The 21,930-nt window shown below is 59.1% G+C and carries 15 protein-coding genes and 1 pseudogene; 2 read left to right on the forward strand and 14 right to left on the reverse strand.

Going from position 1 to position 21,930, the window contains the following annotated elements:
• Positions 1-220: 220 nt before the first annotated feature.
• On the forward strand, positions 221-1,141 hold the full coding sequence (locus tag QNJ86_RS01660) for a cysteine peptidase family C39 domain-containing protein (protein ID WP_283830832.1): 921 nt from the start codon (positions 221-223) through the stop codon (positions 1,139-1,141).
• Between the two features lie 24 nt (positions 1,142-1,165).
• Here the strand turns inward: QNJ86_RS01660 and QNJ86_RS01665 are convergent, their stop codons facing one another.
• The 13 genes and pseudogenes from QNJ86_RS01665 to trxB all read right to left on the reverse strand — a co-directional run bounded on the left by QNJ86_RS01665 (position 1,166) and on the right by trxB (position 19,614).
• Positions 1,166-2,596: a purine-cytosine permease family protein gene (locus QNJ86_RS01665; protein ID WP_283830833.1), complete on the reverse strand. Its 1,431-nt coding sequence runs from the start codon at positions 2,594-2,596 to the stop codon at positions 1,166-1,168.
• Between the two features lie 205 nt (positions 2,597-2,801).
• Positions 2,802-4,121, reverse strand: a complete 1,320-nt coding sequence (locus QNJ86_RS01670) for a GntP family permease (RefSeq protein ID WP_283830834.1) — start codon at positions 4,119-4,121, stop codon at positions 2,802-2,804.
• Between the two features lie 33 nt (positions 4,122-4,154).
• Positions 4,155-4,898 carry a 4Fe-4S dicluster domain-containing protein gene (locus QNJ86_RS01675; protein ID WP_283830835.1) on the reverse strand — a complete coding sequence of 248 codons (744 nt, stop codon included), beginning with the start codon at positions 4,896-4,898 and terminating at the stop codon, positions 4,155-4,157.
• A 4-nt stretch (positions 4,899-4,902) separates the two neighbouring features.
• Positions 4,903-7,500 carry a molybdopterin-containing oxidoreductase family protein gene (locus QNJ86_RS01680; RefSeq protein WP_283830836.1) on the reverse strand — a complete coding sequence of 866 codons (2,598 nt, stop codon included), beginning with the start codon at positions 7,498-7,500 and terminating at the stop codon, positions 4,903-4,905.
• 199 nt (positions 7,501-7,699) lie between these two features.
• Positions 7,700-8,623 carry a LysR family transcriptional regulator gene (locus QNJ86_RS01685; protein ID WP_283830837.1) on the reverse strand — a complete coding sequence of 308 codons (924 nt, stop codon included), beginning with the start codon at positions 8,621-8,623 and terminating at the stop codon, positions 7,700-7,702.
• 215 nt (positions 8,624-8,838) lie between these two features.
• Positions 8,839-9,702, reverse strand: a complete 864-nt coding sequence (locus QNJ86_RS01690; protein WP_283830838.1) for an MBL fold metallo-hydrolase — start codon at positions 9,700-9,702, stop codon at positions 8,839-8,841.
• A gap of 75 nt (positions 9,703-9,777) precedes the next feature.
• Positions 9,778-10,611 (reverse strand): purine-nucleoside phosphorylase, encoded by an 834-nt coding sequence (locus tag QNJ86_RS01695; RefSeq protein WP_283830839.1) that lies wholly within the window; start codon positions 10,609-10,611, stop codon positions 9,778-9,780.
• A 56-nt stretch (positions 10,612-10,667) separates the two neighbouring features.
• Positions 10,668-11,675 (reverse strand): N5-glutamine methyltransferase family protein, encoded by a 1,008-nt coding sequence (locus QNJ86_RS01700; RefSeq protein ID WP_283830840.1) that lies wholly within the window; start codon positions 11,673-11,675, stop codon positions 10,668-10,670.
• 41 nt (positions 11,676-11,716) lie between these two features.
• The gene (gene prfA, locus QNJ86_RS01705; RefSeq protein WP_283830841.1) at positions 11,717-12,790 is read right to left on the reverse strand and encodes a peptide chain release factor 1; all 1,074 of its coding nucleotides are present in this window, start codon (positions 12,788-12,790) and stop codon (positions 11,717-11,719) included.
• A gap of 213 nt (positions 12,791-13,003) precedes the next feature.
• Positions 13,004-14,575, reverse strand: a complete 1,572-nt coding sequence (locus QNJ86_RS01710) for an InlB B-repeat-containing protein (protein WP_283830842.1) — start codon at positions 14,573-14,575, stop codon at positions 13,004-13,006.
• Between the two features lie 169 nt (positions 14,576-14,744).
• Positions 14,745-17,192, reverse strand: a complete 2,448-nt coding sequence (locus tag QNJ86_RS01715) for a leucine-rich repeat protein (protein ID WP_283830843.1) — start codon at positions 17,190-17,192, stop codon at positions 14,745-14,747.
• A 237-nt stretch (positions 17,193-17,429) separates the two neighbouring features.
• Positions 17,430-17,519 (reverse strand): annotated as a pseudogene (locus QNJ86_RS13860) (hypothetical protein); the annotation flags it as partial.
• A 1,117-nt stretch (positions 17,520-18,636) separates the two neighbouring features.
• Positions 18,637-19,614 carry a thioredoxin-disulfide reductase gene (gene trxB, locus QNJ86_RS01720; RefSeq protein WP_283830844.1) on the reverse strand — a complete coding sequence of 326 codons (978 nt, stop codon included), beginning with the start codon at positions 19,612-19,614 and terminating at the stop codon, positions 18,637-18,639.
• Between the two features lie 240 nt (positions 19,615-19,854).
• On the opposite strand from trxB, the gene msrA reads away from it, so the two are divergent.
• Positions 19,855-20,466, forward strand: a complete 612-nt coding sequence (gene msrA / locus QNJ86_RS01725; RefSeq protein ID WP_283830845.1) for a peptide-methionine (S)-S-oxide reductase MsrA — start codon at positions 19,855-19,857, stop codon at positions 20,464-20,466.
• Between the two features lie 7 nt (positions 20,467-20,473).
• Here msrA and QNJ86_RS01730 read toward each other — a convergent pair whose 3' ends face one another.
• The gene (locus tag QNJ86_RS01730) at positions 20,474-21,844 is read right to left on the reverse strand and encodes an MATE family efflux transporter (RefSeq protein ID WP_283830846.1); all 1,371 of its coding nucleotides are present in this window, start codon (positions 21,842-21,844) and stop codon (positions 20,474-20,476) included.
• Between the last annotated feature and the right edge of the window lie 86 nt (positions 21,845-21,930).

The raw sequence follows: 21,930 nt of genomic DNA on the forward strand, positions 1-21,930 counted from the left end.
CGGCGGCGCGTAAAAAGATCAGCGGACGGCCCGAAGATGACGGCCCGTCGTCGCGCGTGTCGTTTCGCTGACTAGTCGGACATGCCCGGGAAACGGTTAGCCCCGCTCCGATGGGGCGCGCCTCGCCAACGCATACACTCCCATCTCGCACCCCATAAACCACCGCGCCGCGCGAACTCCCGCGACGCGCCACCCATCACAGCGAGAAAGGAGGCGGGGCGTGACCTACCGAGGGCTTCCCTACTTTGTGGCCCAGCGCGCCAATTCCGGCAGCCGCCACGACCCGTACGCCTCCGAGCGCCACGTACTGCCCGACCGTGTAGGCGGCGTGCGCTACTCAGCCGAGCCGCACTCCCCCCGCAGGCGTGTGGCACCCTACCCCACGAGTGGCACTGTGGCCCCTGCGCATGCTCATGACGTTCCCTCCCCTGATGACACGCCCACCCTCTCCGAGGTCGAGCCGCTGCGCATCCTGGTGGCAGTTATGCTTATGGCAGTGGTAGCGCTCGCTGCCGCGTTCGCGGGGATTGGCATAGCCGAGCGCTTTACCGGAAGCGTTGATGAAGCACTTGCCGAAGGTGGCGTGCTGCAGGCGCGCTCGGATGATGTCGTGGTACACAGCACCCCCTCATCGGCCTGGGAGCAGGGCACCGTGCCCCAGCTCTACCAGGTAGACCCCCAGTGGGCCGACCGTCCCTACGCCGAAAGCACGCTGGGAGCCGCTGGTTCCGCGCCGCTCGCGCTGGCCATGACGCGCATCGCCGTAACGGGTGACCGCGCGACGGGGCCTGTGGAAGTGGCCTCCTTTGTCCAAAGCGCTGGGTTTGCCGACGAGCCCGACCCCACGCGTCTTCTCACCGACGGTGCCGTCTCACTCGGCCTGGCCGCACGCCCGGTGGAAGCCTCTGAGCAGGCGGTACGCCGGCAGATAAACACCGGCCACCCCATCATCTGCGTAGTGAGCGGCGGCGCGTTCGGCAGCCACCCGTGCTGCATTGTGATCACTGACATCGACCGCCACGGCAAACTCATCGTGAACGACCCTGGCAGCATCGAACGCACCGAACGCCACTGGACCTTCGACGAAGTCCTCTCAGTCAGCTCCAACCTCTGGGCCTACAGCACGGCGCAAGTGCAGTAGAAAGAAACCGTACACGCTTTCGCATCAAGCCGTTTCAGCAACCTCATCCGTCGCGCTTTCCAAAACTTCGCCCTGTTTTACAAAATCCGCCAGGCGCTCAGCGTCGGCGGCGCGAACCTTATCGCGCGCACACCAACTGAGCGTCACATACACCACTACCGTCAAAGGCACCGTCGTCAGAAACGGCACAGCCACCACACCCGTCGCGTACAGCACACCATTCACAACGCTCACCAGGGCAAGCGTGGTCACGCCGCGCCAGTTCACGCGCTCAACAGCCTCAAGCGGAATGCCGCGCGCGCCGATATGCAGCGGCCCGCGCACCAGGTAGTAGTCGGTTATCAGCAACACACACCAACTGATAGTCAGAATGCTGCCGAAGCTCATGAACGCGTTCACCTGATCGAGGATGCCGCCCAAAATGAACACAAGCCCCACCGCATTGGCAATGACCACAGCAACGGGCCACTTCAGCTTCACGCCAAAGAGCGAGTCAAACAAATTCGACACCGCGTTCGCACCGCCGATAGAATTGGAGGTTTCCACCTTCATCTGCGACAGGCAAATGATCGCAAGCCCCACGCCGCCCGCCGCCAGCACCAGCGACACACCGGGATTCGTGATGGCCGCATGCGCCGCACCAGTGGCGTCGTAGCCCATCCCCGAAAAGTATTCGACGGACTTTTCGAACCCAAAATACGTGATGAGCGCACCAAACAGGTAAGTAATTACGGCGAAGAGGCTTCCCACCAGTGAGATGGGCACAAGGTCGCGCTCGCGGCGGGCAAAGCGCGTGAAGTCGGCGGCGAACAGGGCCAAAAGGCCACTTGTCATGATGGCGTAGTTCACCCCGTAGGCAAACCCCTCGCCTTCCCCCACGCCCGGAATGAGCACGCCATGCGTGAGGGCGTCTCCCATCTGGCCATTCGCTGCAATGAGATACACCACATACCCCATAACGCAGAAGAGCGCCACCACAAACACCGCGTTCATGCGCGCGATAACCTTCGTACCAAACAGCGCCATGAACACCCACACGCACGAGATACCAATAAACAGCGCCCAACGCATCCAGTCCTCGCTCCAGCCGAATGCGAACAAGATGGCGTTGCCCAGCTGCACAGTACCCACCGCCAGGACACCTACCAGCAGAAATATCCACACGAGCGAGCCTGCAGCTGAGCCCTTCGTTCCAAAGATGTAGAGCCGCGACACCACGTTGTTCGGCAACCCCTCGCGAAAGGTGATCTTACCCACCAGATAGGTCAGCACGAAACTCAGCACGAACGTGATAGCCATAGCCACCCCGCCGAGCGCACACCCCGCGTAGAACGCCACGATGCCGCCGCCCATCAGCTTGGAAAGGCTCGACACCACCCCGGACAAGATGGACGCAATGTCGGGCCACGCCAGCCGCTCACTCTCCGGCACACGCTCGAACAGCGATTCCTTCATAAGATTCCCCTTTTCCCCTTTACTTGACGCAAGTACTACCTTGTTGGCGCCAGTAAGTCAGCGAGGGCACCCGTGGTGCCCGAGGTTCGTGGGATCGCGGGGACGAAGCGTACTTTGTACGTGAGTCCCCGGGATCGCGCGAAGATCGGGTGCCACGGGTGGCCGCAGCGTCGAGCAGTTCCGCAGGCCGGCAGGCCGGCGGAACTTAAACAATCCCCAGATTCGCCATTACAATCATGACAACGAGGGCGCACAGACCTGCTCCGATAGAGATGGCGGCAATGTGCTTGTAGGAGTTCTTATGATTGAGCCCCATGGCAGCCAGCATGCCGAACATCGCGCCCGAGTTGGGCAGTGCACCGCCGATGGTGGCCGACGTGGCGATGATCTTGGCGAGCGCCGCCGGGTCAACGCCCGTGGCCAGGTAGGGATCGAGGAAGTTACCCGCGATGATGCCCACCGCACCCGAGCCGGAGCCCATGATGCCGCCGAGCGCCGCAGCCATCGTGGCAGCAGACACATATGTGCCGCCCGGCATGTTGAAAATGGCCTCATAGATGACCGTAAAGCCCACAGAAGCAGCAGCCACAGTACCCACGCCAACAGCAGCGGAGGTGAACAGCGCTGGCCCAAGGGAGTTCTTGGCGCCCGTACCCATGACGTCGCGCTGGCTGTCGATGTACTTGTTAAACACAATCATGGAAGCAACCACGGCAACAATCATGGCGATGTACACCACGTTCGCCATACCCAGCTGCGAACCGCCAATGATAATGACAATCAGCAGAATAAGCGGCAGCAGCGCAACGAACAGGTTCGGCGTGGCCTTCCCTTCGTCCACAGCAACCTCACCAGCGGGAGCCTCGTACACCTCGCCGCGCGCCTGAGCACGCTTGAGCGCGAACTTGATGTAGATGCACGACACCACAATGGCGATAAGCGAACCCACGATACCCATGATGGGAGCCGCCGTGAGGGACACACCGCAGCCGTTGGCAGCGTTGATCCAGGCGATGGCAGGCACACCCGGAATCATAGCCATGGTGAACGAGCACGCCGCCAGCGACCACGCCGCGCAGAACAGATGCCACGGAATGTTGCATTCCTTGAACAGCGGACGCGCCAGCGGAATGAGCGCGAACATTGCCACGAACATAGAGATACCGGTGTACGTGAGAATGGCGCCCACCGCGGCAATACCCAGCAGCACCAGATACGGGCTTTTGGTGCCGACCTTATTCATGATGGCGGTGGCGATGGAGCGCGCCGCACCCGACTTGTCGATATATTCGCCCAGAATGGCGGCGCCCATGAAGATGAGCAGGTTTTTCTGCACGAAGCCCGCAAGGCCCGTGACGTAGGACGACTCCCCGCCCACCATAGCCGCGGCAATGTCCATGCCGTTGGTGAGCGCGATAATGATGGCGGTCACAATGGACGTAACAAGGACGTTCCACCCCTTCATGGCCGCAACAACGAAGAATACGAGACCGACAACGATGCCGGCAACCCCTATCCACTCCATAACACTTCCCCTTTCATTTGATTATTCCCCAACCTATGCCATATCGTTTCGCGAGGCGCGCATGAGTTCGATGGTTGATGCGTGCTTCATGCGCAGCTCGTTGCGGCGAATGGTTCCCTCGTCGAAGGTGTGCAGGTCTTCCTCGCTTTCGAACAGCGTGCCCAAGTCACCACGCTGCTGGTTAAGCGCGATAGCCTCGTCCACGTTGTAGGGCACGAGCGGCTGCTTCTCCCGCGGGTTCCAAATGAGAAACGCCGGGTGCGTGGTATCGGGCGAGGGCATGCCTTCGCAGTAGCGCACGTCGCCATACTTTTCAATAAGTTCATCAAGTGGGCCGAAATCAAACGCACGCAGCGGGCAGCTCATCGTGCACGCGGGCTGCTGACCTTCCGCCAAACGGTCGACACACATGGTGCACTTGCTCATCTTGCAGTTAGGCTCATCGGTGACAAAGCGCGGCGCGCCGTAGGGACACGCATCGTAGCACGCCCGGCAGCCTTCGCATTTATCCTGATCAACCAGCACTGCACCGAACTCATCTTCCTTGTAGAGCGCACCCGTCGGGCACACCTTCACGCACGTCGGGTCCTCGCAGTGCGCACAGGGAAACGCAAGCGAATGCAACCGCAGGTTGGGAAACGTGCCGCTTTCCCATTCATACACGGTCATCCATTTCTCCGCGCCCGGCTCAAGGCCGTTCCAGTCCTTGCACGCAATGCTGCACGCCTGGCAGGCATAGCAGCGATTCATGTCGAAAAAGAATCCGTACTGGGTCATGGTGCTACTCCTTCCCCTCACCGAGCGCCTGGCGCAGCTTCAACGCCACCTGCGCACCGCGCATGCCACCGCGCTCGGCTTCTCCACCGAAGCCCTCCGCGTCGCCGTCGGCAATCTTCTCCACTTCCACCAGGCCGGCCGTAATTAGCGCGCCCAGAATGTGGGGCAGATGGCTGTCGTCAAGCAGAATGTTCGGCGTGCCGCGCATGTCTTGGCCATAGGTGTTCATCTCGGCGGATGTGCCGTCGGTCTGATACCACGCACCGTGGTGAACGGCCGCCGTGCCGGGCATCATGCGGTTTGTGACGTAAGCCGTCAGCACCACTTCGCCGCGGTCGCTGCTCACGCGACAGATATCGCCGTCCTTGATACCGCGCGCCTGGGCGTCCACGCCCGAGATCCACACGGCGTGGCGGTAGCAATCCTCGCGCATGAAGGGGTTGTTGTCGTTGCTCGAATGCTGGCGATAGATGGACACCGGCGACACGAGCGACAGCGGGTAGTCCTTCACCTTCGGGTTGTAGAAGCCGTCGTTGGATGCCGAGCCGATGTCGCCCTCCACGTAGCTGGGACTCCACACGGGCATGGGCTCAATCTGGCCGCGCCAGCGCGATTCGGTCATGTCGTGGGTTTTCACATAATTGGAAGAGAACTCAATCTTGCCGGTCGGCGTGTCGAAGGGGCTCGCACCGCGCTCAAGCGTGGTCTTAAACGGGTAGTACGGCACGTCAATCTCGGTGCGCACAACGGGGCTCGCGTTGAATTCTTCCCAGGTGGGCGGCTTGTCGTAGCCGAGATACGCCATCAGCGTTTCGTTGCTGGCCCACTTCTCGAACGCTTCCTTATAAATTGCCTCCTGCGCGTCCACCCAGTGCTCCACGTCCACGTCGGCCATGCGCGGGTTGTAGCCTTTGACCACGTCGTCGCCCAGGCGCTTGGCAATTTGGGTCCACACCCACTCCTTCGAGCGCACCTCGCCCGGGAACTCGACGCCGCGCGCGCAGAACGTGAAGTAGTTGCGCATGCCGTTGGGGCCGCTCACGAAGCGCTGGTGGCCGTACATATACTCATCCATGCCTTCGAACTGCCACACCGGGGCGGGCAAAATGATGTCGCAGAGTTCCGCCGTAGGCTGGTTCAGGTGCCACTGGAAACCCCAGTTGAACTCCGTGGAGGCCATGCCCGCAAAGCGCTTGTTCACGTTGGAGTGGTTGTTGGCGTAATTGTTTTCGAAGATGATCATCTGGACGTTCGGCAGCGGCGCGTCGTTGGTGGGTGAACCAATGCGATGACGGAATTCGCTTTCGCTCATGCGGCCTTCCCAGTAGTCCTTCTGGCAGGCCAAAATCTCCGTAAGGCAGTTGTTGTTGAACAGCACGGGCACCTTGTAATTGCCAGGATTGCGACCGAAGTCGGCAAGCGGCGCGGGCACGCGACCCGGCGTAGGCAGGCAGGCGCCCGTCTGGCAGCCACCTGCGCACGCGATGTTGCCGGTCATGGCCTGCAACAACATGGAGGCAGTAGCGCTGTAGTCGCCCATGTGGCGCTTGGCGCAGGAATAGAAGTACTGCAAATGGACCGGTTTGGTGGTGCCATAGAGCCGCGCGAACTCGCGAATGGTCTCGGCCGGAACGGCGCAGATGGGAGCCGCCCACTCAGGCGTCTTCTTGATGCCGTCTTCGCCCTCACCCATGCAGTAGGCGCGCCACTCTTCGAAGCCCTCCGGGTCAACCCACGCGTCCACGAATTCATGGTCAATCAGGTCTTCCTCGTAGAGCACCTGCGCCACGGCCAGCATCATGGCAAGGTCGGTGCCGGGGCGAATGGGAATCCACTGGTCAGCCAGAATTTCAGCCGACTGGGTGTAGCGCGGGTCGATGACAATGGTCTTGCAGCCGTACTCGTGCGCCAGCTGCATGTAGTACGACGTGGGGCCAAACCACGCCACCACCGGATCCATGCCCCACATAATAAAGAGCTTGGAGTTGAAAAGGTCGCTTGCCTCAAAGCCCGGCAACGCGTCGGAAAGGCCCTTGGCCGTTTTCGACAGGTCGACGCCGAGGTGCAGCATCTCGCCAGCGGCATGTCCCGACGTGGAGTGCTCGCCCCACGCGCCAAAGCCTGCCTCCCACCAGGGAGCCAGCGGGAAGCCGTTCTTCTCGAAGCTGGGATACTGCGAGTGGAAGATGCCGTAGGGGCCATACTTCTCGCGAATCTCCACCATCTTCTCCGCGATAGTGTCGAGCGCTTCTTCCCAGCTGATGGGCACGAAGTAGCCCTTGCCCGCACCCTTTTCGCCCACACGCTTCATGGGATACAGAAGGCGCGTCTCGGCGTAGAGTTCCTTCTTCCAGGAATGACCCATGGCGCAAGGGCGCATCTGCACGTTGCCCTTCCAGATGTTTTCCCAACCGCAATCTTCGCGGCTGTCGTTCGCATTGACGGAGTCGTCGGGTTCGATTGCGCTGATGGCGCCATCCTTCACGTGGCATTTCAGAACGCAGGCGGAATCCCAGCACCCATTTGCCGGGCATGACGTGTAGAAGATGCGCTCGCCCTCGCGCCGCTTCTTGCTTGCATCAATGATGCCTTGCTTGTCCATCGCTCCTCCTTGTACCTTGGCTTGGACTGTGGGGCAAGCATAGAGCGCCGCCCGAGCGCGCAAGGCTCTCATCTGCGGATTCGCTGAAACGATTGCTTACAGGTGGTGTAAGAAGGATGTACAGGAAGAGAAAAGACACTGCCGCCGTCAAGTTGCGTTGACGGCGGCAGTGTCCATGGGAATGCGCAGGCGCGGCATCTCACTCGTTTGTGCCGAAGTAGCCTTTCGGCACGTTGTCACGGATGAAGTCCTTGAATTCCAGCGCAAGCGGCGACATGAGCCGCCCGGTGTGCCACGCCAAATCCACCGGATAGCGCATCGGGTCGGTATCTACTTTGAACCAGATGAGGCCCGGTTCGTTGCGATAGCGCTCGTAGATACAGTCGGGCACCGTGGCCCACCCCAGCCCCGCCTTCGCGCCGTTCATCATGGCCTCGTGGGTGTCGAAACGCGCCACCATATTGTGGTCGGTGAGCGAGATGCCGTAACGCTCGCGGAAGTGACGGTTACCCACCATATGACGCCCCGAGTTCCACTCATAAATGATCATGGGCCATTCGAGCAGAGTTTCCACCTTCACCGGCTGAGGCGTGGAGTTGTAGGGAGGCTTGTCGGGCGCGCAAAAGCGCAGGCGTTTGTAGCCCAGCGTCTCGCGCGATATCTCGTCTTCGATGGGCTGGTTTTCCAAGAGGGCGAAGTCGAGCTTGCCTTCTTTGAGCTTCTTCATGAGTTCGGGCTCGTAGCCGGCGTCCAGGTGCACAAGCGCCTCGGGGTGCACGTCGTGGAACTTGCGCACCAGTGCGGGGAGCAACGTCACGCCGTCAGCGAAGCTCATGCCCACCTCAATGGTGCTGTCGAAGTGTTCGTCGGCCGCCGCCAACTCAGCGGCGAGTGCGCTTTCCAAGACGGATATTTTCTTGGCGAACTTTGTGACAATCTGGCCCGCCGGCGTGGGTACTACACCCGATGACGTGCGCTCATAGAGCTTTGCGCCATAGCGGGATTCAATGTTCGCCAGCTTCTGCGACAGGCCCGGACGCGACATGTACAGCCGCTCGGCCGCCTGCGAGAGGCTTTTTGTTTCTGACAGCGCTAAGAAAATCTCAATATCGTCCAACAGCATGGGTTCCCCCTTAGAACCACGGCCCCTCTCCCTCTGCATCTTAACAACCGAAGCGCCACGCAGGCCGTCGCATTTTCTGCCAGCCGCTGTAAACAAAACGCTACAGCGGGAGGACGCCATGGTACGCGAGCGCGCCCGGCGGTTCAACAGGGAAAACAGGTCATGGTTGGGAGTGATTGAGGCGCTGTGCCGGCGAAATTACTGAAGGGTGTGCGTTAGCTGACGCTGACCAGCATTGACTGGTAGGCGGCTTGCACGCAGGCGGTATGGCCTTCGCGTTTGATGACGGCGGACAGCGTGTCAACGGGCAGACGGTAGGTGTTGTTGTTTTGGGAAATGTGCATGGCAACCACCTGTTCCAGCTTGGCACTGAGAAGCGCGGCCAGTTCCTCGGCGGCCTGGACGTTTGACAGGTGACCCACGTCCGAACCCACGCGGCGCTTCACAGGATAGGGATAGGGGCCGTCCTTAAGCATTTGCACATCATGGTTGCTTTCGAGCGCCAGCAGGCGCGCGCCGGTAAGGCCCTCGTGCGCCTCGCCCGTCACAATGCCGGTGTCGGTGACGAAACCCACCACGTCGCCATCGGCCGCTTCGAAGCGAAAGCCGCACGACGACGCGGCATCGTGCGAGGTGCGAAACGCGTGTACGCTCATACCGGCGAGCGAAAGCGCGTCGCCCGCATGCAGCGGGCGCAGGTCGTGCTTGCCCTCCAGCGTGTTCAACTCGCTGCTGGCCGCGCGCACGGCATCGTCCACGTACACGACGGGTTCCACACCCTCTTTTGCCAGGCCACGCAGCACCACGCCGAGGCCCTTCGTGTGGTCGGTGTGGTCGTGCGTCACCAGGATGGCCGCAAGGTGCGCCGGGTCAAAGCCCGCTTCGTCGCAGCGGGTGAAGAAGTCGCGCTTGCAAATGCCACAGTCTACAAGCACACCCGCGCCCGTAGTGGCATCTTCCACCACGGTGGCGTTGCCGCGGCTTCCGCTGGCGAACACGTGCAAACGCAGCGTGTGACCAGGCGCGACGGACGCGGCTGGCTCAAGGCGCGCCACGTCCGCAGCCACCTCAGGCTGCATGTGCAACCCGTTAGCCCGCACCTTCAGACACCTCTTTGAATGCTACGCGCACTACCACTTCCCCACTTTCCGCGCCTACAGGCGCTCAACTATGCCGGTGACCAGGCGGGCGAAGTCCTCTTCGCGCGTTTTCGCCACGTCGAGCACTTCTTCGTCGGTGGGCGAGGCGCCCTCAATGCCGCACGCCATGTTGCTCACAAGCGACATGCCCAGCACGCGCATACCCACGTGGCGCGCGGCGATCACTTCCTCGCACACGCTCATGGCCACCGTGTCGGCACCCCACGCGCGAAACGCGCGAATCTCGGCCGGCGTCTCAAAGCTGGGGCCCAGCAGCCCCAGATACACGCCCTCCTGCACACGTACGCCCAGTTCATCGGCTACTTTGCGCGCAAGCTGGCGCAGCGTGGGGTCATAGGCATCAAGCATGGAGAAGAAGCGGAACGCTAGGCCATCGGGCTCGGTGCCCGCCACGGGGTTGCGGCCCGTGAAGTTAATATGGTCCACCATGAGGCAGAAATCGCCCACCTGGTAGCTCTCGTTGATGGCGCCGGCGGCATTCGTGGTGATGAGCGTGCCCACGCCCAGTTCGTGTATGAGCCACACGGGATACGCCACCTCTTGCGCGGTGTTGCCCTCGTAGCCGTGCAGGCGACCCTGCAGCGCGAGCACCGTCTTGCCGGCAAGCGTGCCGCACACGAAACGGCCAACATGGCTGGTGGCCGTGCTTGTTTTCATGTGGGGAACCTCGCCGAAAGGTACGTACACGGCATCTTCGATGCGCTCGGCCAAGGGGCCCAGGCCCGAACCCAGAATGAGGCCGATTTCCGGCTGGCGCGCACCCAAGCGCTCGCGCAGGACGCGGGCGGAGGCGGCCAGGTTTTCTTTCAGCACGTTATGTTCGGGCATGCTTCGCTCCTTGAAACAGTAGACGATATCTCATAGTTGCTATTGTAGCGCAAGCGCTAGCACGCCGCGCGCCGGCCAACAAGCACCCGGGGACGGCCCGCGAGGTCGGCCACCACGCGTACGTGATCAAAACCCGCAGCGGTGGCGAGGGCAGCCGCGTCGTCAAGGCAGGTTTCGTGCAGCTCGAACGCGAAGGCGCCGCCCGGCTTGAGCGCGCGGGCACAAAACGGCAGAAGGCGGCGGAAGATAGCAAGGCCGTCGGCACCGCCGTCGAGGGCGAGCGCCGGCTCGAAGTCGGCCACTTCGCGCGGCACGTCGGCGAGCACCGCCGTGGGAACATAGGGCGGGTTCGACACAATGAGGTCGAAGGTTCCCAGCAGCGCGGCATCAATGCCTTCGCCCAGGTCACACGCCAACACGTCGATACGCTCTTCCAGTCCGAGCGCGGTCGCGTTTTCGCGCGCAAGCGCCACCGCCTCGGGCGCGAGATCGGTGGCCACCACGCGTGCAAGCGGGTGTTCGTAGGCAATGGAACAAGCAATGCAGCCGGAACCCGTGCAGATATCGGCCACCAGCAGGGGGTCGGGCTCAGGCACGGAACCAGGGGCAGCAGCGGAGGCATCCGCCTCGGCGACCTCTTCCGCCCCCTCATGTTCAGGCGCTTCCTCAGAAGCTAACGCCTCCACTTCCTCGTCGCGCGCCCGCGGACGCGGAGCGGCGGGCAGCAGCGCCAGCGCCTCGCTTACCAGCACCTCAGTCTCAGGGCGCGGGATAAGCACGCCCGGGCGCACCTTCACGGTGATATGACGAAAACCCGTCTCCCCTGTGATGTATTGCAGCGGCTCCCCCTTGCCGCGCCGCGTCACAAAACCGCGCAGCACGTCGCGCTCTTCGAGCGACAGGGGTTGATCGAAGTTCGCATACAGCTCAATGCGCGAAAGCCCGCACGCCTCGGACAGCAACCACTGCGCCGAAAGCCGCGGACTCTCGTCCCCCTTGCGCTCAAGATACCCCACCGTCCACTCCAGGGCAGCCCGAATAGTCCAGATGTCAGTTTCAGCCACAGTAAAAAACCTCACAGGTTGGCGTAGTAAATCGCCGAAACCTACACCGCCGCCTCAAGTTTTGCGGCGCGGTCGGCGGCTTGCAGGGCGGTTACTACGTCGCTGAGGCCGTCGCCCAACAGGACGCCGTTGTAGGTGCCGTTGTAGCCGATGCGGTGGTCGGTCACGCGGTCTTGCGGGCCGTTGTAGGTGCGAATCTTCTCCGAGCGGTCGCCCGAGCCGATCTGCGCCAGGCGCTTGGCACCTTCGGCAGCCTGCTGCTCGGCGAGCATCTTCTCGTACAGGCGCGCGCGCAACACGGCCATAGCAGCAATCTTGTTCTGCAGCTGCGACTTCTGATCCTGCGACTGAACCACCAGGCCAGAGGGCAGGTGCGTGATGCGCACGGCCGAGTCGGTGGTGTTCACGCACTGACCACCCGGGCCGCCAGCGCGATACACGTCAATGCGCAGGTCGTTCTCGTTGATTTCCACTTCCACCTCGTCGGCCTCGGGCAGCACCGCCACCGTGGCAGTGGAGGTGTGTATGCGGCCCTGGCTCTCGGTCTTGGGAACACGCTGCACGCGGTGCACGCCGCTCTCAAACTTCATGACCGAGTACACGTGGTCGCCCTTCACCTTGAACTGGATTTCCTTGAAGCCGCCCGCTTCGGAGGCCGACACGTCCATGGTCTCAGTCTTCCAGCCCTGCGACGCGGCGAAACGCTCGTACATTTTATAGAGGTCGCCCGCAAAGATGGCCGCCTCGTCGCCGCCGGCTGCCGCGCGGATTTCCACGATAATGTCCTTGTCATCGGCCGGGTCGGCCGGGATCAGCATGAACTTGATGTCCTCTTCAAGCGCGGGAAGCTTCGCCTCAATCTCGGCGATTTCCTCCTGAGCGAACTCCTTCATATCGGGGTCCGAAAGCATCTCCTTAGCCGCGGCCAAGTCGTCGGCCGCCTGCACATATTCCTGCGCCCGCTTCGCAAGCGAACCTTGGCTCGCGTACTCTTTGGCCAGGCGGTTGTATTCTTTTTGGTCGGCCAGCACGGCCGGGTCGCCCATCCGAGCCTGAAGGTCCTCGTAGGCCTGGATGATTTTCTCAAGCTTCTCTCGCATGTCCGTTTCCTGCATGGGAGTATCCTCCGTGACAATTCTCGCGCGCAATTAGGGTAACTGGTTCATGATATCAGAGAGCGCCCCCCAGCGCAGCCCCTTCGCGCGAAGCACGAAATTCGCCCACCGCAGCGGGGGTGTTGCGAAAGCCAGCAGGCGCGCCCCCAAATAGAAGGCGCGCCTGCGAAAGCACGGCTAGCATGCACCCCTGCCGCAGTTAAAATGGTGAACTTACGAAGCGTTGGCAGCAACTACCTCGTAAGAGAGACTCGCGAGAGAAACCTGACTATCAGGGAAGTAGTTCAACTGAGTACTACTTGGAAGAAAAAGGCTAAAAGCCACTGCGAATTTGGTCGGCGTACTCGTGCTCCCAGCAGCAATAGTCCAACCTCCCTGGGAAATGACCTCCCCCGTTGAGGTGAGCGGAACTTTTACCTCATTTCCAAGGTTCTTTGAAGGAGTGAGCACAATGCGAAGATCAGCAGGAATAACTCCGTTTGCGAACAGAGAAGGTGCCTTTGCATCTTGCACGCTTGCTATCGTCGTTACTTTAAGATCCTCAACCGTAGAGGAAGAGAACTCAAGATTTTGCCCCGTAACCTTACCCGAGGCATCCACTTGAACAAGAGCATTGCTTGGGAACGTACAGTTTATCTGCAAAGTCCAGCGAGCCTTAAGCGTAACGTTTTCAGCATCCTTATCCCAATTAGCTTTGCTCTTTCCTTCCTCGTCGTAGTACTGTTTGCCCTTGTTATCGAAATAACCGGCGAAGGTGTAGCCATCCTTATTTGGAACCGCCACCTGCTGCATGGCGGAATCGTACGTAGCAGTGGTTGAAAAGTCGCCGTCCTTGCCACCATCTCGGTCGAGCGTAACCCGATAGCTTTTGGCAGTCCATTGAGCGGTGTAATTCCTTTTACCGGTAGAGCCCTTAGTTACCGTGACGCTTTTCTGAACTCCTGAAAGATCAGTGCCCGACCATCCGTCGAACGTGTAGCCGGTTTTCTTGGGCTCCGACAAGGTGAAGTCATCTGTTTCAATAGTGTACGTTTCGGGATTGCTACCAGTGGCAGTACCTCCCGCAAGATCATAAGAGATGTCGTAAGAATCAGGAATCCAATGAGCAGACAATGAGAAAAACGATGTGACAGGCAAAGAAAAATCCCATTTCACACCATCTTTACCATCGACATACCAACCGTCAAAGGTATAGCCAATTCGCTCCGGGTCGCGAGAAGGCTTAGATAGCTGGGCTCCATAGTAAGTTGGAACCACTTCAATAAAATCGCCATTACAAGGATCAAAGCTAATGTGGTACATGTCAGCAGACCAATGCGCATAAAGAGGGGCAGCGGTAGTTTTATCCCAGACACGAACCCCCTCGCCGTTGGAATCGTAATATTTAATGCCATACATAGACTTATTGTCATAGTATCCTTGGAAGGTATGCCCTTCTCGCGTCGGCGGTTCAACCTTTGGCAAGGGCAAATTGTAGGTAACGTTTACGGTTGAAGTAATATCCGTGCCATCGTTTCTATCCAGCGTAATAAGATAATTTGTTTTGATAGGATTTTCGGAGTCAGTTACACGAATACCGAGTTTTGTCTTACCCGTATCAGGTCCGCCTTGGGTGCCACTTGAATCAATAACCACAATGCCGAGGGTGGTGCCTTCGGCGCTCGCAGCACTAGCTTTTGCAGTGGGCACTACTGCCACCAAACATACTGAGAGAACAAGCAAGAACACGAGCGCAAGTACTGTTTGCCGCGCGCTTACCTTTACTATATATCTCGTGCTCGGCATAGCTGGCACGTTCCTTTCTTCCAATCCCACAACCGACGTAAGGCCGCGGAAACACATACTGATGTACAAGGCGTGGAAGGCGGCAAATCGTACAAGTCCTTTATTACTCGCTTAGTTTTGCCGCAAAGAACCTGCCGGATATGTCGCCCCGGCAGGTTCAAATACCAGATCAGAGGCAGAAACAAGGACACACGCCATAAGAAGTAGAAGCGCCCTTACCACCACTAGGACCGCCAAACGAATTTACGCAGAGAAAGCGTGTAGAGAAGCCTGGATACACAGAACGCTCCCACCAAATAACGCCTGCCGATGGGGTTATTGCAACATTCTTTTGACTCTGCTTTTTGAGGCGATCGTCCCCATCCCAGTCATCAACGACTCCCAAAGTCGTGTAATACTCATAACGCGGCCCTTCCTGAAAAAGCCACGAATAGCCTCCCCAGTCTTTATACACCGTTCCTGAATACTCATAATGCGTTGCAAGAAAGAGTTTGTCGTCAGAGATGGCAACATCGCCCGCACCCCCAGCCGAACTCCTGCTGAATTTCTTTTTAACCTTTACAATATTGTCTTGCAGGTCGATTGGAACTTGTCTCCAGATGGCATTATCATCGGAGCCATAGGCAATGTTTTCATCAATACCTGGATTCATCCTTGCACGAAGTTCACTCGCACCCCAGCCACCAGCATTAGTGGGGTTTTCTCCATCTAATTCACTATTCATCGCATAGGATTCATTAAGGAGATTCTTGAATTGGAAGGTAAGGCCCGCTACAGTACGACCGCCGATCGGCTCAGAAAGCTCATCATGATTGATGCCGATAACACGAACGTCGTAAGTGGAATCATCCCAAACAGTCTGGCAAACATAGGAATTATCATTGTTGATGTATCCCATATACTGGTTCCAATAGGGAGAGGCGCTCTGATTTTCTGCTAGGTCGTTGGCGTGTTCTTTGACTTGTGCAAGGGTATAGATAGTGCCCGTGTTGTTGTCTTTCAGATAGAAAGACTCGGTGTAGCGCTCGAAGGTACATATCACTGAGGCCAGCGGACGCGTCGTGGTGCCATTGTCGGCGGCGCCAGGATTCACCGTGGCGTCTTCGAGATTCAAGCGAAAACAGTAAGAGGCTGAAGTGCCAGACGGAATCAAAAAGGCATCTTTGTTAGTGGGAGACAACGTACTTATATTAGCTCCATAGCCGAAATCTAAAGCCTCACCCGGAGCACCTTGCGGATAAAGACTAAAGAGCTTTTGCTTGTCGAGACTTTCAGCACCATCGTTCGCAAGAAGGTAGGTACTTGCTGCGAGGTGACCGCAGTCAACCTGAGCGAGCCTCACGGGAGCTTCTGAGTTATTTTTGAACAAGGCGGTTGATTCAATAGAAGTTGGATTTTTCACTACGTCATAAGGGGCATCTTGGCCGAAGGTGACAGCAAAAGGAGCGACAACGCTGATCTGCGTTGCACCCGCATCGGAAAGATAAACAGAAGGTAGAGGCACCTCTGAATTGAGAAGAGCAATGTCGGGTTCACCCTCAGGATTCGGGGACACATCAACCGTGCGGCTTGCGCGCGTGAGTTCAACATTATCAAGAGTAAGGACAGTCGTAACATCGGTGGTGCCTTTTTTCTTAGCACTCACACGACCGGCATCTACTGACAAGGGTGCGGCAGCGTAGGAATAGGAGGCCTTTACAGGGTTGGGAGCTTGAAGGTTGCCGCCTTCGAGCAAGTCAGCTTCTTGGCCGGCTTCGATGGTAAGAGGCTCTTCTGAAAGCGCAATGCCGTAGGGCAGAAGGTGGTTGTTCTCGGAAGGGAGACCTGGGTTCCATGAATTTTCAGAACCGGTGGGAACATACATCGAAACATTCGAGCACCCTGTAAAGACATCGTTTGCAACTTCGGGGATGCCGAAAGCTACTATGCGCTCAAGGGATTCACAGAAGGCAAAACAACGAGCGCCTATAGATTCAATGCAGGTGGGAAGCCAAATGTCCCTGAGAGAGGTAGCTTCAAAAGCGCGCTCCCCGATGCTACGCAAGGAGTTGGGAAACTCGATGGTAGCGAGGTTGGCACAACCAGCAAAGGCTGCAGTGCTGATGGAGGTGATGGTTGTGGGAAGTTTAACGCTGGTGAGCGAGCCGCGGTTAGCAAAGGCGTTTTCAGCAATGGTACTTACGCCATAAGGTACGCCGTTAACCTCAGCAAATGCCGGAATATCGAGGTCGGCCGATGGATCTTCTTTGCCTTGCCAGGAGACGGAAAGGGTGAAGTCTTCAAGCAGGGTAAAAGCAAACCCACTGGTAGCATCAGGATTCGCTGTAAGGTCAGGCTGCACCGTTGCGCCAGGTTTGGCTGGCTCAGCGAAGTTCTGAAAGCCAGCTTGTTCCCAGACAGCCTTGCGGATGTCATAGTCCCGTCCTGCGGGAATTGCTACAACTGCTTTCGCTTTAACTTCGTCAACAAAGGCGCTTGGGTCAATGTCATGTACGGTACCGAGAGCAGTAATTGATGCAAGGTTTTTGATCCCAGCCAGAGCACCAGCAGCAATTGTTTCCACTTCTGCCGGAATTGCTACCGAAGTTCCCCTACCTGCAGGAACAGCAACCAGCATTTTCATATCTTTCGAAAACAGCATCCCATTGTATGACGAGAATGCGGCGCCGCCCTCCCCAACTTCGACGGCGAGGAGCCCGGGGCATCGGGAAATGCCCAAGGCAGGGACAGAGTTCGTCTCATCGGGGATATGGGCGGCGCCCTCCTTGCCCTCGGGAACGAGCAGGAGCTTCGAATAGTCTTTGGTGAATACCATGTCATCAAACGACGAAAAGCCCTCATTGCGGGGGCTTATCTGGACATGCTTGAGCGACGGGCAACCTTTAAGGGCCTCGTCGTCAATAGCTTTGATTGTTTCAGGAAGAGAAAGAGATTCTACAGAAGAGTCAGTGAAAGCCCCCCCCCCCCCCCCGCGAGGTTTTTGAGGGCCGTGACAGTGTAGACGTCAGAGCCGCTTACCACCTGGGTAGGGACGGAGATGTTTTTGAGATCAGTGGCATGGATGCCAACAAGAGAAACTGTGGTGCCATCTTCGTTAACTTCGAAAACAAGGCCTTCGGACACAAAGGTGCCAAGGGTTGCTTTAGGGGTTCCTTGAACGAGAGGGAGTGATCCTGTGGTTTGAGACTCGAGAAGGGCGACCGTAGTCGCAAGAGATTCAGAATTTGTGGGCCCATTTGAGCCCGAGGTGTCTCCTTGGGCGGCTAAAGGCTCAGAAAGCCCCCCCCCCCCGGAGATTTTCGGATTCTGCGGTACCTGCGAAGGCAGGTAGTGGACTGGCTGCCAGGGCGAGCGTAAGCGTAGCTACGCAAGCTGCCCTGCCATACCGTGAAATTCGGTTTCGCATGGTTATCCCTTGTCCTTTGTACATTGTCCCTTTACACCGCGCGACATCGTTTCCCGGTCCGTCGCTTGCATGCGGTATATATCCGGCATAGTAGCACGCGATTTGGGAAAGGGAAGAGCGGCCAATCTTACTCACCACTGGCAGAACCAAGCCCGCAATCCCCCATTCCCGCAGGTAGATCATATCCCCCACCCCGTGACTTAAGACATTTCCAAAACGTGCGAGCCTCCACACTTTCTCCACAAACAGTGACGCGCCTGCGCGCTCTCTAGTACACCAAAAGTGTTCCTCATCCCCCCGCTTTACGCCGCGGGCCGATTAACCAGAAAGCCTACTCGTATTGCTCGCACCGCAATGAACGCCCAAGAAATTGGCAGAGATCGCCGTTTAAGTACGGATTTTGTGCCCCTAGAAATCGCGACCTTTTCGCTATCATTAAAGAAACGCCTGTTCGCTATTTTGCTTGCCTAATATTGGGATTTCAAATCCGTACACAAACGCGATTTTGTGCCAAATTCGCGGGAAGTTCGTGCAACGTGAGGCGGGTTAACTTATTTTGCCGGGCATTGTTGAACAAGAAAGCGCCCTCGTCATAGTGATTGAGGGCGCTTTTGATGTAGTTGGTCGCGCGTCGGCGCGTCACACTTTTTGTGAACTAAATGGCCAAATACTCTGCGGCTTCCTCGGCACACAACGCGCCGTCGGCTACGGCGGTTACTACTTGGCGGAGAGCCTTGGTGCGGACGTCACCGGCTACGTAGACGCCGGGGACATCGGTGGCGCCGGTCTCGTCAGCCACCACGTAACCGGTTTCATCCAGCGTCAACGCGCCTTCCAGAAACTCGGTGTTCGGCTCGGTGCCTACGGCCACAAACACGCCATCAACCGGGATGTCGCGTTCCTCACCCGTCGTGAGCACTTCCACGCGCACACCGGCCAGTTTGCCCTCGTCAGCAACCAGTTTACGCGGCACGGCGTTCCACACGAACTCAAGGTTCGGCAGATCTTCCAGGCGCTTGTGGTAAATAGCGGTGGCGCGCAGTTTGTCGCGGCGGTGCACCAGATACACCTTCTTGCAGATGCGCGACAGATAGATGGCATCGCCCGCGGCCGTGTTACCGCCGCCCACCACCATGACCTCTTTGTCGCGGAAGAAGTTGCCGTCGCACGTGGCGCAGTACGACACGCCGCGGCCCTGCAGCTCGTCCTCAAGTTCCAGACCCAGCTTGCGCGGACGCGCGCCCGTGGCAATGATCACGCTCTTCGCGCGGTATTCATTAAAGGCGGTCTTGAGCACCTTGGGGTCCTGCGTGAAATCCACCCCCAGCACCTCTTCGCCAATGTGATTCACGCCGAAGCGGTCGGCCTGCTGCTTCATGGCGAAGGCCAGCTCAAAGCCGTTCGCGCCTTCGGGGAAGCCCGGGTAGTTTTCCATATGCTCGGTCTGCGCAAGCTGGCCACCCGGAGAGATGCGCTCGAACATTACCGCGTTCAGCCCGGCGCGCGCCGCGTACAGGCCCGCCGTCAGGCCCGCCGGGCCCGCGCCGATAACGGCAACATCGATCACTTCATCCGTGGCACCAGGTGCTTTGCAGGCTGGCGTCGTCTCATTCGTTGCGGTTTCCTCTGTCATGGGAAGCCTCCTGTCGAAAACCCGATTTCTTTGGAGTCAGTATAGAACACGTCGCCGAATCGCTACCAGAAAGCCGCTGGTCTGCGCCAAAATCGCAGTAATTGGTAAGCCGTGCGTCACACCTGCCCGCGGACGCCCCCGCGGTCGACCTGCGCGCAACGTGCGCGAAACGGTTCCGCGCGACCGGGACGCGGCCGCGGCAGGCGCACTACCATGGGGCGACCAGAGAAAGGATACGCTATGGACACGCAAACGACGGACACCACGGATGCACCCACTTGTGCGAGCACGGCACATGAGGGCACGACCCAGATGATCTACCTGGCCGGAGGCTGTTTTTGGGGGCTTGAGGCGTACCTCCGCCGCCTGCCGGGAGTGCGCTCAACCGTGGTGGGTTATGCGAACGGCTCCACCGAAAACCCCACGTACCGCGATGTGTGCAACTGGAACACGGGCCACGCCGAAACGGTGGCCGTCGCCTACGACCCGGCCATACTTCCTTTGGGCGTGCTGCTGGATGCGTTTTTCGAGGCCATCGACCCCACAACCGTGAACCGCCAAGGCAACGACGTGGGCACGCAGTACCGCACCGGCATCTACTGGCAGCACCCCGACGACGTGCCCACCATCGAGGCGGCCGTCGCCCGCCAGCAGGCGCGCCTCAGCAAACCCATCGTCACCGAGGTGGAGCCCCTCGACGGCTTCTACCCCGCTGAGGACTACCATCAAGATTACCTGGAGAAGAACCCGGGTGGCTACTGCCACATTGACATCTCGCGCGCCGACGCGTTTGCCCAGCGCGCAGGGCTGCACGACAGCGCCGCGTCGCAGAAGGAGGCCGCAGCCCGCTAATGGCTCGCTAGCAGCCCTCGCGCACAGGTACGGATTCGCACACAGCGGCAGGTTCCTCCGCTTCCGCTTCCCCATCAACCCGCTTAAGATGGCGGTAGCGCATCAGCGCTCCGGCCATGCAGGCCAGCACTATCTGCACAATGGTGACCGAGAACCAAATGCCATCCACGCCCGCCACGCGTGCGATGCCGAACACCACCAGCACCACCAGTATGGCTTCGCTGTACACGATGGCGTTCGACGCGCGCGCGTCGTCCACCGCGTAGAAGTACGACGTGGAAGCGTGCGTGAACCCGTAGAACACATACGCCGTGGAGAAGATGGGCAGTGCATACGCCACAATAGCTGCCGTTTCTGCTGATGAACCGTAGAGCAGCGGCACCTGATGGCGCAGCAGATACATGGTGAGTAGCCCCAGCGCACCCAGCGAAATGGTAATGAGGTAGTTCGTATTCCTGAACCGCCGCACGCCCTCGAAATCGCCCGCGCCGTAGTGCTTGGAGATGAGCGGCTGCGAGCCATCGCCCACGCCCTGAATGAGCATCTGGATGACGCATGCGGTATACGACACCACCGCGTAAGCCGCGAGCGCCGTCTCGCCGCCGTACGTCGACAGGTTCACGTTGATGGCCACCACCGTGGCCTCGGGCAACAGCGTCAGGCCAAACGGTGCCATGCCCAGCTTGAGCGAGTGCCCCACAATCTTGAAGTCCGGGCGCAAGTCGGCGCGCGCAATGCGGTTTTTCTTCATGAGGAAGAATATGATGACCGGCACCGATGCCGCCGCCTGCGCCACAGCTGTGGCCGCCGCTGCACCCGCCGTGCCCCAGCCGAGCACCATCACAAACACGTAGTCCAACAGCACGTTCATCAGGCCTGCGAACACCTGCACCGCCATGGCGAAGCCCACGCGCCCCTGGTTTCGAATGAGCGGCGTGCAGCCCGTCACAAAAATTTGGAACGGCACGCCCCACGCAATCACGCTGGTGTACGCCGTGGCCTGCGCAAGCGTGACACCCTGGCCGCCCAGCAAGCGGCAAATGGGCTCAGCCGCAAAGAGCAGAAGCGCCATCACCGGCAGTGCCGAGGCCAGCAGCATGACAAACGTCGTACCTACCGCGCGCCGCGACTTCGCGTGGTCTCCCGCGCCCTTCGCGATGGACGAAATTACGCCGCCGCCCATGCCGATGCCCGTGCCCACCGCCATAACAAACGCCACAAGGGGGAACGCCACGTTAATGCCGGCAACGCCCGCGTCTCCCACCGCGTGTCCCACGAACATCCCATCGACGATGCTGTACACGCTGGCAAGCGTGAACGTGAGCATCGTCGGCACGATGTAGCGCAGGTACTCCTTCAACATGCTTCTCTTAATCATGGTAGTATCTCCGCTGGTCTTTCACTCAATTTGCTTTCATTTTTGCCGCGTGTTACTGTAAACCTTGAAGTAGCTTTAAGGTAAAG

This window comes from Gordonibacter faecis, assembly GCF_030077735.1.
Classification (GTDB): Bacteria; Actinomycetota; Coriobacteriia; order Coriobacteriales; family Eggerthellaceae; genus Gordonibacter; species Gordonibacter faecis.

Coding starts and splice junctions, on each gene's coding strand:
- QNJ86_RS01665 (WP_283830833.1), bottom strand. CDS start 2,596: ATGAAGGAATCGCTGTTCGAGCGTGTGCCGGAGAGTGAGCGGCTGGCG.
- QNJ86_RS01670 (WP_283830834.1), bottom strand. CDS start 4,121: ATGGAGTGGATAGGGGTTGCCGGCATCGTTGTCGGTCTCGTATTCTTC.
- QNJ86_RS01675 (WP_283830835.1), bottom strand. CDS start 4,898: ATGACCCAGTACGGATTCTTTTTCGACATGAATCGCTGCTATGCCTGC.
- QNJ86_RS01680 (WP_283830836.1), bottom strand. CDS start 7,500: ATGGACAAGCAAGGCATCATTGATGCAAGCAAGAAGCGGCGCGAGGGC.
- QNJ86_RS01685 (WP_283830837.1), bottom strand. CDS start 8,623: ATGCTGTTGGACGATATTGAGATTTTCTTAGCGCTGTCAGAAACAAAA.
- QNJ86_RS01690 (WP_283830838.1), bottom strand. CDS start 9,702: ATGCAGCCTGAGGTGGCTGCGGACGTGGCGCGCCTTGAGCCAGCCGCG.
- QNJ86_RS01695 (WP_283830839.1), bottom strand. CDS start 10,611: ATGCCCGAACATAACGTGCTGAAAGAAAACCTGGCCGCCTCCGCCCGC.
- prfA (WP_283830841.1), bottom strand. CDS start 12,790: ATGCAGGAAACGGACATGCGAGAGAAGCTTGAGAAAATCATCCAGGCC.
- QNJ86_RS01710 (WP_283830842.1), bottom strand. CDS start 14,575: ATGCCGAGCACGAGATATATAGTAAAGGTAAGCGCGCGGCAAACAGTA.
- QNJ86_RS01715 (WP_283830843.1), bottom strand. CDS start 17,192: ATGCTGGTTGCTGTTCCTGCAGGTAGGGGAACTTCGGTAGCAATTCCG.
- trxB (WP_283830844.1), bottom strand. CDS start 19,614: ATGACAGAGGAAACCGCAACGAATGAGACGACGCCAGCCTGCAAAGCA.
- msrA (WP_283830845.1), top strand. CDS start 19,855: ATGGACACGCAAACGACGGACACCACGGATGCACCCACTTGTGCGAGC.
- QNJ86_RS01730 (WP_283830846.1), bottom strand. CDS start 21,844: ATGATTAAGAGAAGCATGTTGAAGGAGTACCTGCGCTACATCGTGCCG.